16 protein-coding genes are annotated in these 12,587 nt (G+C 64.2%); 4 read left to right on the top strand and 12 right to left on the bottom strand.

Going from position 1 to position 12,587, the window contains the following annotated elements; all coding sequences use genetic code 11:
- Positions 1-3: 3 nt before the first annotated feature.
- Positions 4-870: a DUF7089 family protein gene (locus AC4NMM_RS11195; protein ID WP_096394232.1), complete on the bottom strand. Its 867-nt coding sequence runs from the start codon at positions 868-870 to the stop codon at positions 4-6.
- A complete protein-coding gene (locus AC4NMM_RS11190) occupies positions 870-959 on the bottom strand; it encodes a hypothetical protein (protein WP_463605020.1) in 90 nt (29 codons plus the stop codon). Before AC4NMM_RS11190 ends, AC4NMM_RS11195 begins: the two co-directional genes overlap by 1 nt.
- A gap of 88 nt (positions 960-1,047) precedes the next feature.
- On the opposite strand from AC4NMM_RS11190, the gene AC4NMM_RS11185 reads away from it, so the two are divergent.
- The 3 genes from AC4NMM_RS11185 to AC4NMM_RS11175 all read left to right on the top strand — a co-directional run bounded on the left by AC4NMM_RS11185 (position 1,048) and on the right by AC4NMM_RS11175 (position 2,964).
- The gene (locus tag AC4NMM_RS11185) at positions 1,048-1,521 is read left to right on the top strand and encodes a hypothetical protein (RefSeq protein ID WP_096394231.1); all 474 of its coding nucleotides are present in this window, start codon (positions 1,048-1,050) and stop codon (positions 1,519-1,521) included.
- A gap of 320 nt (positions 1,522-1,841) precedes the next feature.
- Positions 1,842-2,495: a SatD family protein gene (locus AC4NMM_RS11180; RefSeq protein ID WP_096394230.1), complete on the top strand. Its 654-nt coding sequence runs from the start codon at positions 1,842-1,844 to the stop codon at positions 2,493-2,495.
- A 25-nt stretch (positions 2,496-2,520) separates the two neighbouring features.
- Positions 2,521-2,964 (top strand): hypothetical protein, encoded by a 444-nt coding sequence (locus AC4NMM_RS11175; protein WP_157745941.1) that lies wholly within the window; start codon positions 2,521-2,523, stop codon positions 2,962-2,964.
- A 191-nt stretch (positions 2,965-3,155) separates the two neighbouring features.
- Here AC4NMM_RS11175 and AC4NMM_RS11170 read toward each other — a convergent pair whose 3' ends face one another.
- The 6 genes from AC4NMM_RS11170 to AC4NMM_RS11145 all read right to left on the bottom strand — a co-directional run bounded on the left by AC4NMM_RS11170 (position 3,156) and on the right by AC4NMM_RS11145 (position 8,090).
- Positions 3,156-4,337, bottom strand: a complete 1,182-nt coding sequence (locus tag AC4NMM_RS11170) for an aspartate kinase (protein ID WP_491924285.1) — start codon at positions 4,335-4,337, stop codon at positions 3,156-3,158.
- Positions 4,338-4,642: 305 nt separating this feature from the next.
- On the bottom strand, positions 4,643-5,284 hold the full coding sequence (locus tag AC4NMM_RS11165) for an OapC/ArvC family zinc-ribbon domain-containing protein (RefSeq protein WP_491924284.1): 642 nt from the start codon (positions 5,282-5,284) through the stop codon (positions 4,643-4,645).
- Positions 5,285-5,704 (bottom strand): DUF2073 domain-containing protein, encoded by a 420-nt coding sequence (locus tag AC4NMM_RS11160; protein ID WP_491924283.1) that lies wholly within the window; start codon positions 5,702-5,704, stop codon positions 5,285-5,287.
- Positions 5,704-6,345, bottom strand: coding sequence for an Era-like GTP-binding protein (locus AC4NMM_RS11155; RefSeq protein ID WP_017343511.1), 642 nt, complete (start codon positions 6,343-6,345; stop codon positions 5,704-5,706). The genes AC4NMM_RS11160 and AC4NMM_RS11155 overlap by 1 nt, the downstream gene beginning before the upstream one ends.
- Positions 6,346-6,602: 257 nt before the next feature.
- Positions 6,603-7,028 carry a DoxX family protein gene (locus AC4NMM_RS11150; protein ID WP_491924282.1) on the bottom strand — a complete coding sequence of 142 codons (426 nt, stop codon included), beginning with the start codon at positions 7,026-7,028 and terminating at the stop codon, positions 6,603-6,605.
- The gene (locus tag AC4NMM_RS11145; RefSeq protein ID WP_096394225.1) at positions 7,029-8,090 is read right to left on the bottom strand and encodes a beta propeller repeat protein; all 1,062 of its coding nucleotides are present in this window, start codon (positions 8,088-8,090) and stop codon (positions 7,029-7,031) included.
- A 79-nt stretch (positions 8,091-8,169) separates the two neighbouring features.
- On the opposite strand from AC4NMM_RS11145, the gene AC4NMM_RS11140 reads away from it, so the two are divergent.
- Complete coding sequence (locus AC4NMM_RS11140) at positions 8,170-9,183, top strand: TatD family hydrolase (RefSeq protein ID WP_491924281.1); 1,014 nt, start codon at positions 8,170-8,172, stop codon at positions 9,181-9,183.
- A gap of 160 nt (positions 9,184-9,343) precedes the next feature.
- Here AC4NMM_RS11140 and AC4NMM_RS11135 read toward each other — a convergent pair whose 3' ends face one another.
- From AC4NMM_RS11135 to AC4NMM_RS11120, 4 genes are all read right to left on the bottom strand, one after another.
- On the bottom strand, positions 9,344-9,832 hold the full coding sequence (locus AC4NMM_RS11135) for a DUF8154 family protein (RefSeq protein WP_491924280.1): 489 nt from the start codon (positions 9,830-9,832) through the stop codon (positions 9,344-9,346).
- Entirely contained in the window at positions 9,825-10,634 is an 810-nt protein-coding gene (locus AC4NMM_RS11130) for a nucleotidyltransferase domain-containing protein (protein WP_231899158.1), read from the bottom strand. Before AC4NMM_RS11130 ends, AC4NMM_RS11135 begins: the two co-directional genes overlap by 8 nt.
- Positions 10,635-11,291: 657 nt before the next feature.
- A complete protein-coding gene (locus AC4NMM_RS11125; RefSeq protein ID WP_491924279.1) occupies positions 11,292-11,564 on the bottom strand; it encodes a hypothetical protein in 273 nt (90 codons plus the stop codon).
- A gap of 123 nt (positions 11,565-11,687) precedes the next feature.
- Positions 11,688-12,572: a fumarylacetoacetate hydrolase family protein gene (locus AC4NMM_RS11120; RefSeq protein ID WP_491924278.1), complete on the bottom strand. Its 885-nt coding sequence runs from the start codon at positions 12,570-12,572 to the stop codon at positions 11,688-11,690.
- Positions 12,573-12,587 lie beyond the last annotated feature (15 nt).

Below are 12,587 nucleotides of genomic sequence, written 5' to 3'. Positions count from 1 at the left end.
TCGTCACTCCTCCTCGTCGACGAGCGCCGCGAACGTCTTCTCCGCCCACGCCACCGCGTAGTCCGCCCCGCGCTCCCGGTAGGCGGTCGTGTCGAGCGCGCCGTACGGCGCCGGGAGGTCGAGGTCGTGTTTCACCGCCGAGCAGGCGTACTCCGTCGCGCTCGGGAAGTCGGTCCCTCCGCGCGCGACCTCGCCCGAGAGGTCGCCCAGCCGGCCGGAGAGCCGCTCGCCGGCGTCGACCCACGCGTCGTAGAGGCGGGGGTACTCCCCCTCCCACGAGGTGAACTCGTCGCGCGTGTGGAGCCCGACCCACGCGTCGAACAGCGCGTTCGCGACCTGGAAGACGTCGGTCGGGCCGAACCCGGTGGTCGACTCGCCCGTCTCCGGGTCGGGACGGCGGATCGCGGCGTCGAGGTCGCGGTAGCGCTCGCCGAAGAAGGGGAGGAACGACTCGGGGAGGTCGGAAGAATTACTGCCGTTGACGGCCCCCGAAGCCGGCTCGCAGTCGATCTGGACCAGCCGCTCGGCGATCAGGAACGCGAGGAAGTCGTCGGGGGTCCCCTCCGCGCGCCGCTTGACGAGGACGGCCTGGGGGTCGGTCTGGGTCGTCCGGACGACCGTCCCGTCGCCGGGGAGCCCGACGGTGAACGGCGTCCCGGCGTGCTTCCGGAGCAGGTCGGGTACCGCTTCGGGAAGCCAGTCGGCGGGGTACGACGCGGGGTCGAGCGCGTCGACGAAGAGGCCGAGGTCCTCCGCGGCGGCCGGCGGGAGCGTCTCGAAGTCGGACTCGACGTCGAGGACGGGCGACCCCGGCGCGTAGCGGTCGCGGACCGCCGCGAGGTCGTCGTCGAGCGACCGGGACGAGAACATCAGGCGAGGACGTACGAGAGGACGATGAGCACCGAGAGGACGGCCGAGACGCCGACCGTTCCGACCACGATCTTCGTTGATTTGGACATGCGCGTTCCTGCGTCCGCCGGTCGTTAAAATCATCCGGTCGCGGCGAGCGTGCGGCGATTTTATGTCGCCCGGCGAGAGTGCGGAGGTATGCGAGTTCGTGACGCGGTCGAGGCCGACGCCGCGGCCCTGGGATCGATGACCGGCCGACCCGAAGGCGTCGTCCGGAACATGATCCACGACCGGTCGGTCCGGGTCGCGGTGACGGCCGAGTCGACCGGGCGCGACCCCGCGGGCGACGGGGCGAAACCGGCTGGTCGGAGCGCCGACGACGAGGCCGACACCCCGGTCGACGCGGTCGCGGGGTTCGTCGCGTTCGACGTGCGCGACGGGACCGTCCACGTGACGAACGTCGAGGGCGACCCCGACGCGGTCGAGCGCCTGTTCGAGGAGCCGGTGCGGTTCGCGACCCGGGAGGGGATGACGGTCGAGGCCGTCCTCCCGACCGACGGGACCGCGATCGACGCGGCCGAGGCCGTCGGGTTCGCGGGGGTCGGCTCGGGACCGCGGATCGAGGGCGCGCCGACGACGCGGTACCGGTTCGACCCCGAAGAAGGCGGCTGAGGGCCGGAGACGGATAAAATCCGGATTCAAGGGTCTGCTGAATAGAGCGCGTGAGTCTCGCACGGAACCGCGTAAGGATTCAACTGTTCCGGATCGGTCAACACAGAGAGTGTATACAACACTTTCGTGGTTATATAAAAAGAAAGTTGTGGAGAGTGGATGTGGAAGGAATATCTAACCGCGCTCAGAAGTATAAAGTATTGGACCATTCATAGAAATAACATTATCTCAAAGCCAATTTACCACCCAGATTTATATATGTGGAAGGGCCAGAATCAAAGGAAACATCTTAGAAAGGCAGTTTCAAAGAGAATGATTGAATGAATCAGAACGTGACAAAACAGTACTGCGTCGTGCTCGCGGATGTAGTAGATTCACAGAAAATAGAGGACAGAGAAGCGTTCAGAGAGAGGTTGGATACCGCAATTTCAGAGGCTAATCAGAGATATCAAGACAGTATGCGGGCCGAGTTTGACGTACTCAAAGGAATTGATGAGTTTGGAGCTGTTCTCAACTCGGTCAAACCAATTGCGGATATCCAGAAGATCTTCTCAAGAACTCTCTATCCAGAACAGTTCAGAATGGCGGCGGTCACTGATAAAATCGATGTGAACAAAGGAGCATCGGACATTTCTCAGATGGACGGGCCAGCCTTTGCAAGAGCCGATATAGTTCTTTTTGAGCTTGAAAATAATGAATTAAAGTTTCAATTAAGCGGAAACTCAGAATATATTGACACTCTGGTGTCTGACCAAATAAACCTACTTGAAATCATACGTTCTGAATGGGGAGATACGACGATGGATGTTGTCCGTCAATACGATAAATCGAAGAGTCAGTCGGAAATAGCAGAGGAAGCCAACATTTCGGCACAAACAGTATCTTACCATTTGAATAAATCAAATGTTGAACAGGTTTTGGGTGTAGAACGTAGACTCTCAAAAATCTTGGAAAATTATGACCAGATAAATTGATAATGCCTTTCCAGAAAATAATACTATGAACAGTTCGATATCATTCCAGGAGGCCGGCAACGGTGGTTCAATACTCATCCATGCTCTGAATCACCAAATTTCACTTATAATATTTATACTATTATGGTATATTTTATTACATTTTTCTAGCACTTGGGTAGTAAACTACGTATTCCGGTACGCGGGTGTTGAAATAGATGATGATCAGAAGGATACTGGAACTGCAATTGGCAAACTTGAGAATATTCTTATCCTCACACTCATGCTAATACAAGCATATACAGCTCTAGGAGTGATATTTGCGGCTAAATCAATTGTCAGGGCTGATGATATTGATACTGGGGACACCAGTTATTATTTAACAGGAACTATTGCAAACTTCACCTACTCAATTGTTATGGGCGTTTTGTTACATATATTGCTGTTGTATCTCACAAAGACAGATATAGCATCTTTCATCCCAACTTAAGAATAGTGGGGACACTGTCATAATACATTCACACGCGTATTCTATCGGCTGATTCAAGATCAAAATAGAGTAAATAACCTAGTTCCCGCGATGACTACACCCGCTGTATTCGGCAGCCGTTTCCTATCTGGTATGAAGGATTTCGACAGAGTCGAACTCGGCCGTCTAAGCGTCGAACAGGGACGTTTGACTCAGTCGAACCGGTCTTGGACGATTTCGAGCGCCTCCTCGCGGTCGTCCCAGTCGACGAACACCGCGACGGAGGTCGCGCTCGTGATCAGGTCGATGATGTTGATGCCGGCCTCGGCGATGGGCGCGATGATGTCCTGGATGACGCCCGACTGATTCGGGAGCTCGCCGCCCGTGACGCGGATCACGGCGATGGGGTCGGCGACGGTGACGGAGGAGAGCGCCTCGTCGGTGACGACCGCCTCGTGGAGCAGCGCCTCCGCGGTCTCGGCGACGTCGACGTCGACGTAGAAGGTGACCGAGTCCATCCCGGAGGCGACCGCGTCGATGTTGATCTCCTCGGCGCGGAGCGCGTTCGCCAGCTCTGAGAGGATCCCGGGCCGGTTGCGGATCGCCCGGCCCGCGATGGTGAGACACGCCAGCGGCTCCTCGCGCATGTCGATCAGGCTCTCGAACTCGCCCTCGATCCGGGTGCCGCCCCGGAGCAGGTCGCCGTGCTGGTAGTGGACGACGCGGACGTCGAGGCCCTCGTCCTTGTACGAGAGCGCGGACGGCGCGACCACCTCGGCGCCGCGGAAGGAGAGGTTGCGGAGCTCGTCGACGGTGATCTGGCCGACGTTGCGCGCGCCCTCGACGACTCGCGGGTCGCCCGTCATCACGCCCTCCACGTCGGTGACGATGACGACCTCGTCGGCGTCCATGTAGTTGCCGAGCATGACCGCGGTCGTGTCCGACCCGCCGCGACCGAGCGTGGTGACGTTGCCGTCGTGGTCCTCCGCGAGGAACCCGGTGATGATCGGGACGACGCCGTCCATTTCGGCGGCGATCTGCCGCGCGCGCTTCTTCGTCTCCGCGACGTCGACCTCGCCGCGCTCGTCCGTGATCACCGGCCAGTCGGGGTGCCCGGGTTCGAGGAAGACGGCCTCGACGTCGCGGACCGACAGCGCGGCCTTCAGCATGCGGACGCTGGTGCGCTCGCCCATCGAGACGATCTCGGCGCGGTCGGCGTCGTCCGTCTCGAAGGTGATGTCGTCGAGGAGGTCGTCCGTGGTCGACCCCATCGCGCTCGCGACGACCGCTATCTCGTGGCCGGCCGCGACCGCGCTCGCCACGGAGTCGGCCGCGCGCTCGATCCGGTCGCCGCTCCCGAGGCTCGTGCCGCCGAACTTGGCGATTACGCGCATGCGGCTACCTCGTCCGGAGTCCGAGACGCTCGGCGTCCGGGGTGCGGTCGGCGGCGGGCGAGCGGGACGGCGCGGCCCGGACCGCGGCCGGAGTCCCGGCCCGGTCGGCGGAATCGATCGGTAAACATGCGACTCCGTAGCGGAGGAAGCCGGATAACAGTATCCTCTTCGACAAGGGTCGCCCGAATCGACGGATCGACCGGATCGACGCCGCTCAGATGGGAGAAACGAAACGCGCGATCAACGATGCCGGTGTCGGGAACGAGTGGACGCGGGGCGCCGAGCCAGGAGGTGTCGGTCGGTCGTCACTCGTCCTGAATGCCCCACGCGTCGGGCATCTCGATGACGTAGCGGCCGTCCTCCTGGAGGGAGATGATGTACTCCTGTCTGTCGTACAGCTCCATCAGGTTGAGCTCGTACTGGCCGGGGCTGACGATGCGGATGCTCTCGAACTGGTCGTTGAGCTCGTCGCGGAGCGCGTCGATTCCCGGCTCCGGCCTCTCCTCGGCCGGCGGCGTCTCGGCGGGCTCAACGTCGCGGCTCGCTCGGTCGAGCTCGTCCGGCGACACCACCTCGGAGCGGGCGCTCGCCTGCGCGGTGTCCTCGTCGCTCCGGTCCGCGATCTGCTCCGTGCCGTCGGATTCGGCCGGGGCGTCGGCGCTCGCGGCGGCGTCGCTCGGCGTCGCGTCCGAGGGGTCGCTCGGCGTCGGATCGGCGGCGCCGTCGTCCGGCGTCGGCGCCGGCCGGTCCTCGGGAGTCGGCGGGGAGGGGTCGGCCGCGTCGGCGGGGGACCCGGACGCCCGGCCGCCCTCGTCGGCTCCGGCCTCCCCCGTCGCGCCCGCGGGCTTGAACTGGAACTTGTTCCCGCCGCAGTCGGGACAGCCCGACAGCATCTCCTTGGAGCCGTCGGGGAACGTCCGGCCGCAGGAGGTACACTGGTGGGGCATCTACTTGCGGGAGACGAGCGTGCTGATGAGGTTCTCGTCCTTGTGGAGGGTCTCGATGCGGTTCGCCGGGCCGATGACGGTGAGCTTCTGGGTCGACTCGCGGCCCATCAGCTTGTCGAGGAAGCTCTGATCGCCCGCCTCGGCCTTCGGGTACGTCTCGATCTCGATGCCCGTGAAGTCGTCGGGACTGATCTCGGTCATCGTCACCTCGATGAGCTTCGACTCCTCGTCCGGGGAGAGCCCCTCTTCGAGAATGACGATGTTGCCGTCGCGGACGCCGTCGAGGATGAGCCGGATCTTCTCCATGCTCGTGAGCCCCTCCATCCGCGCGCCGCTTATCATGTCGATCCGGACGCCGTCACCGGAGTCGTCGCCGTCGTCGGCGTCGTCGGCGTCGACGTTGGCTTTCGGGCCGGCCATTAGCCGAAGTACTCCGCGATCTTGGTGTACACTTCGTCCATGTTGTCGCCCTCCAGCGCCGACAGCGGGATCGTCTCGTGCTGCGGGAAGGCGTTCGCGATCTGCTGGACGTCCGACCCCTCTAAGTCCGTCTTGTTCGCGAGGATGAGCGCCGGAAGGTCCTGCGACTCGATGATCCCGATCAGCATCGTGTTCACCTGCGTGAACGGGTCCGTGGTGGAGTCGAGCACGTAGATGACGCCGTCGACGTCCTCGCGGAGCCAGTGCATCGCCTCCGCGACGCCCTCGGTCGCCTCGCGCGACCGGCGGACGGCGTCGTCCTTCTCCATGTCGTGGTCGAGGAACTCCTTGTAGTCGACCTTCGTCGTCACCCCGGGGGTGTCGACGATGTCGATGGTGACCGTCCGCCCGTTGCGTTCGATCTCCACGTTCTCCTTCCGGCGGGCCCGGCGAGTCTCGTGGGGGATGTGGCTCTCTGGGCCGACGGCGTCACCCGTCCAGTCGCGTGCGATCCGGTTGGCGAGGGTCGTTTTACCGGCGTTCGGCGGTCCGTAGATCCCGATCCGCTTGGGCTCGTCGGCCGCGAACAGGCCGTCCGTGACCCGCGATATGCTGTCTCTGAGATTCGTGAGCAGTCCCATCCTGACCTCCAGTCCGTGTGGGTTACCCGAACACCGCGTTCGTTTCCGCGACGCCGTTCGATCCGACGCTCGACGCCCGTTCGGGGAATTACGGTAGGCTCCACGCCCCTCTCACTTAAGAACTGCGTCAGACATCCCGATCCGGGGGCTCGGCGGCGGACGAGGTCGAAATCGACGGAGGACGAAGGAAGTTACACAAATATTAAACGAAACCGCGGGCGGCCCGCGCCCGAGCGTTCCGGGACGTCGAGGCCGCGCTACTCCTCGTTGTCCTCGCTCGCGGCGTCGAGGAAGACGAGGGCGCCGCCGAGCAGCGCGAGGTTCTTCAGGAAGTTGATCTTGTTTCCGTGTCGCTCCTTCCCCTCCATCGTCCAGAAGTCGTGGATCGCGGGCGTCGTCCCGAGGAAGAAGACGACGAGCGCGCCCGCGGCCGCCCGCGGGAGCCGCCAGAGGACGATCCCGAGGTTGGCGACGAACAGCATCCCGGTGACGAACGGGACGAGGAGGTCCGGCATCGGGACGCCCTTCTCCTCGGCGATGGAGACCCGCTTGTCGTTGTTCTTGAAGCCGTCGACGGCCATGTACGCGAGGACGCCACCGTACAGCGAGCGGCCGAGCAGCGACGGCGCGTCGCGACCCCGGCCCGCGTCCGACTCGTCGGGAGAATCAGTCTCGTCCGCCATTCAGACCACCTCGATCCGGCTGACGTTCGCGTCGACGCGGCCGACCGTCTCGTAGGTCGGGCCCTCGTCTCCCTCGCCGGGGAGGCGGCGCATGATCCGGCCCGTCACGTCGTCGCGCTCGTCGGGCACGTCGAAGAGGCCGGAGCCGCAGACCGCGTCGCCGTCGTGGACAGCCCACGTCTCGATTATCTCGTGGGGCTCGCCGGGGAACTCGACGCGCTCGAAGTCGCGCCCGAAGTTCGTCGACTCGAATAAGGCCACCTCGTGGTCGTCGTTCACCCACGCCGGGGGCGCCTCCTCGCCGCCGCAGAAGATCACCCGGCCGTCGTGGACGAACACCCGGCGGATGTACGAGAAGTCGTTGCCGACGTCGAGCCGCTCGAACGACTCGCCGGCGTCGGTGGTCCGCCACAGGCCGCCCTCGCCGACCGCGTGGCCGAGTCCGAGGTTCTCCAGATTGTGGTCGAGGTAGCCGGTGGTGACCAGCCAGACGTCCTCCGAGATGGGGAGGATCTGGTGGACGTCGTCGACGATGGCGTCCCGGTGGTCCGACCACGTGCGGCCGCCGTCGCGGCTGACGTGGATCCCGCCGGCCTCGACGCCCGCGATGAGGTGATCGGGGCGACCGGGGACCGCTTCGAGCGCTCGCAATCGGGCGTAGTGGGGGTCGATCGGCGACTCCCAGTGGCCGCGGGAAGGCAGCTCGCGGAACCCCTTCTGCTCGGTCCACGTCTCGCCGCCGTCGACCGAGCGGAAGACGTAGGGGTCGTTCGTGCCGGCGTACAGCGCGCCGTCCGCGGTCGCGAGGATCGACCACACCTCGCTGGTCCCGGCGTGCCAGAATCGGTCGCCGAGGGGGACCTCGAGGTCGGTCCACGTCTCGCCGCCGTCGAGCGAGCGGTACGCGCCCGTCGAGGCGGCGACGAAGACGCCCTCGGTGTGGTCCCACGACTTCACGGCCGTGACGACCCCGCAGTCGAGGACGGGGTCGAGCTCGTCGCGCTCGAAGGGGACGTCGTCGGCTCGGTACAGCCCAGAGTCTGTCCCGATCAACAGTGTCATATCCGAGAGTGAGTCGGAGGGACAATAAAGTTTTACCAATCTGTAAAACGCTAAGTGGCCGGGGGACGACGGTGGAGGCATGACCGCGCCCCAGGCCACCGCGCGCCCGACGGACGCCGCGTACCTCGACGAGTCCGAGTCCGAACCCGACCTCCCGACCGAGCTGCTGAACCTGCCGTGGATCGACCCGCACAACCACGCGCACACGCTCTCGTGGGAGGACCGGGAGCGGTACGCGCTGTCGGGGTGCCGGTCGATGGTGATGGTGTCGTCGGGGTATCACTGGACCCCCTACAAGCCCGTCGAGGCGAGCGACATCCGCTTCCTCTGGGACGACGCGATCAACCGCCGGCGGGCGATCGAGCGCAACCACTTCTTCGAGGCGAAGCTGAGCCTCGGCGTCCACACCGGCGTCCGGATCGAGGACCCGGACGAGCTGCTGGCCGCGATGGACGACTACTGCGCGCTCGACGAGGTGGTCGCGGTCGGCGAGACGGGCGTCGTCCCGAGCCAGCACGTCGAGCGCTGGGACGTCGACGAACAGCAGGCGGTCGTCGGGGCGCAGATGGAGCTTGCCGCCGACCACGACCTCCCCGTCCTGCTCCACACGCCGAACACGACGCCCGACGCGAAGCGGGAGTACCGCGACGACCTCGGCGTGACCCCCGGGTACGAGAAGAACGCGGGCCTCGGCACCGACCCGGTCCTCGACGGCGAGAACCCGGCGCTGGAGGCCGTGAAGCGCGACGTGGAGGCGGCCGCCGACGCCGGCCTCGACGAGGAGCGCGTGGTCGCCTCGCACGCGGACGCGAACAACACCGAGTACCTGATGACCGAGACGGACTGCTACCTGAGCTACACCATCGGCCACTCGTGGCTCGTGGGCGTCGACGCCGCCGACGTGGCGAACGCGATCGACGAGTACGGGCCGGAGCGAATTATGATCGACACCGACACCGCGAACGTGCTGCGCACGGACCCGTACGCGGTGAAGCGCGCGATATTCGAGCTGTACCGGTACGGGATCGACGTCGAGGACATCCGGACCGTCGTGTACGAGAACCCGCGCGACGTGTTCGGGCTGGCGGAGTAGGCTATTTAAATGAGTTCGCGGTACGGTGGCATCGCCGGCGGCTCTGAGTCGTCTTTAACAGGCGCGACACGCCTCGGTGTGTGCCCGGGAGCCGGCCGTGAGACGACCGTGCGAGCGGGTCGCGAACGAAGAGAGCGACGAGGACTGCGGTTCGAGGGAGCTACCCCCGACAGAGACACTCGTGTGACACCCGAGTCACGTCGACGAGGTGTCGGTGGATACCCCCGGCCAGCACGGACATTGCCTCGGCCTGTTCCTTCGTTGCTATTCCAAGCCTGTAGTAGGTCTCCGTTCGGTTCCGGTTCCACAGCTCGGCGAGGTCGTCCCCGAAGGCGTCGTCGTAGAGACCGATCTCGGCCCCGCGTTGGTAGAGCCGTCGGTGGCTGCTGATGACCTCCGAGGGCGACATCGCTCCGTCGTAGATCAGCCGGAACTGAATCGTGCGCTCGATGGCGACGAACGCCGACTCGATTACGACCGTGTAGTACCCCCGGTCGAGGAGGTTCGATCCGACCTCCAACAGCCGGCAGGCACGGCGAAGTTGGACCAGCTCCGCGTCGTCGACGTCCAGACCCTCCTCGATCGTTCCGGGACTGCCCTCGAAGCTCCGCTCGGCCTCCGCCAATCGATCCCGGATATCGTCATTCATCGCTGTACACCTCAGTTCGGAGCTCTGAGAGGCGGTCGGAATCGACCAACGTGATGCCGTCGTCGAACTGGGGACGGAGCTCGTCGCCGATTCGGCGGACGCTGTCCGTCGATTCGACGAGCGGCTGGTAGGTGTAGCGGTTCCCTTCGAACCGTCGGTCCTCGAGGTCGCTGACGATCGACTGGACGGTCCGACGAGCGGCCGTTCGGTCCCCGTCGACGACCACCAGTAGGTCGATGTCGCTGGTCCTATCCGCTTCCCCCCGAGCGACGCTGCCGAATAGGACGACACCGACTACCCCGTCCAGCTCCTCTTGGGCTCGTTGGAGGAAGGCCCGGACCGGGTGGTGGAACTCGCTCTGCGGGATCGAGAGAATCGGATCCGGTTTCGTGAGCCGCTCGCGGTTGATCCGGACCTGCCGGGTCCGACCGTCCCGTGCCGTTTCGACGACATCAAGCTCGGAAAGCAGCTTCACCGCCTTCGAGATCGTCCCCTGATTCGCTCCCGTGAGACCCGCGAGTTCGCTCATCGAGTACGCCGCGTATGGCTGATCGATGAGAACCGCAAGAACGTCCTCCATCGCTTGGTATCGAAACACCCGATCCTCCGGAAATGGATATCGCAGCTCTATCGAGATCGACTCTTTCTTATTAGGCATACAATTCCCATTACGAAACAGTGTCAAAACTCTGCCGATGAACTGGGTCGAGTAGGACGGACTGCCGCGGTTAGAATTCGATGTTTCAGGCACGTTGTCCTCAAAAAGTGGCGTATTCCGAGTGGTTCCGATCTGTACGAACATAGCGACGAGCGAGAACGGGAGTGAGTATCGCAGATCGGTAGCAGCGATTCAGTATTTAAATAGTCGCCAGCGGTTCCGACGGTCGCTTATAAACAGCCGGCGGTGGCGTCGCCGGCGGCTGCCAGAGGCGCGTCGCGCCTCGCTGCGCCTGCGAGCGGCCGGAGCGAAGCGGAGGCCGCGAGCCAGTCCGCGAGGGACGCGGTGAGCGAGGGGCGACCGCAGGGAGCCCTGAGCGAACCGCGAGGCTGGGGAGGTGTGAGGCTGCGGTGCTGTGCGGTACGGGGTGGGACTCAAAGGGGCAGTCGCGAGGGCGACGTAGGCGTTCACGAGAGCTTTGCTCTCGTGAGCCAATCAGAACGCGAAGCGTTCTGATGACGACGCAAGCACTGGAACGAGGGAGCGAACGCAGTGAGCGACCGAGTGAAGCGCGTGGTTCGAGAGAGCGGAGCTCTCTCGTCATCACGAAAGGCGCACTGCGCCTTTCGAACGACAGCGAGCGTACGGCACCCTCGCGACTGGGGCTTTGGAGGAACTCACCGCCGATCTGTGATCAACTATTTATAAATGAACGGCCGGAGCTGTAGAGGAATTCGCTATACGGGTTTCGTTAAGATTCTCGGCAGAGAAACCGTTCCGGTTCCGGTCAGTCGATGCCGCTTAAAAACCGGTCACCGCAGAGAGTACCGTTCCGAGAAGAGTCAAACAGGCGGCACCGACCAACGCCAGAAGGACGAGAGGAGGGGCAGTAAACTCCTCTGGGTCGGTTTGAAGCGATTCGTAGCCGGCAACGGCGAGCATTCCAACCCCACCGGTCGCCATGAGCAGTATCGGGATGCTGCGATCGCCAGCGACGACCGACGCTACCGCTGGCCCTCCGATTGAGGTACCGATTACGGCAAACGAGCCGGTGTAGAGGTACAGATCCTCCATCAGCGATGTAACGATACGTGGACACTTGTAGGTTAGTTAGCGATGTACGAGTGTTCCGGAGAATACGGTTTCAACGAGGGCGCCACGCGGCGATTATTTATAAACTCCGACGACCCGAATGTTCTACTCCGTCTCGAACGCGTTCGTGAGTTCGCCGACGCCCTCGACGCCGATAGTGACCGAATCGCCGTCGCCGAGCAGCACGGGGGGCTCGCGGTAGACGCCGACGCCGGGCGGCGTGCCGGTGAACACCAGATCGCCGGGTTCGAGCGTGAACGCCTGACTACAGAAGGAGATCAGCTCGTCGACGCCGAAGATCAGGTTCTCGGTCGACGACTCCTGGAGCCGCTCGCCGTTGACCTCGGCGAAGATGTCCAGATCGTGAGGGTCGCCCACCTCGTCGGTCGTGACGAGGTCGGGACCGGTCGGGGCGAAGGTGTCGAGGCTCTTCCCGCGGACCCACTGGCCGTCGCCGTGCTGGAGGTCGCGCGCGGAGACGTCGTTGCCGACGGTGAAGCCGGCGACGTGGTCGAGGGCGTCCTCGGGGTCGACGCGGCGGGCGCGCTCGCCGATCACGGCGACCAGTTCGGCCTCGTAGTCGACTTTCTCCGTGTACTCGGGGTCCCACCGGACCGCGTCGTCGGGGCCGACGACCGAGGTGGGGAACTTCGAGAAGAGGACGGGTTCGTCCGGGATCTCGTTGTCGCCCTCCTCGGCGTGGTCGCGGTAGTTCAGCCCGACGCAGACGACCTTCTGCGGGTCGTCGACGGGGGCGGCGCGGTGGAGGTCGGCGGGGTCGCGGACGCCGACCCCCGTCTCCGCGGCGTGTTCGACCGCGAGGTCGGCCTTCCGGCGCCACTCCCAGTCGGCGAGGAGGTCGCTGGTTCGGTCGGGCACGTGGATTCCGGCGGCGGCGCCGGCCTCGGCGAGGTCGACCACGCCGTCGTCGGTCGCGACGCCGGGCCACGGTGTCTGTTCGTCCGTCGTTCGGTATTGTCCGATTCGCATGTGAAGTGTGGGTGT

This window comes from Halorubrum sp. SD41, from assembly GCF_058630335.1.
Note: the sequence above shows the minus strand (reverse complement) of the source record. Positions and strands in the feature narration are given on the sequence as shown.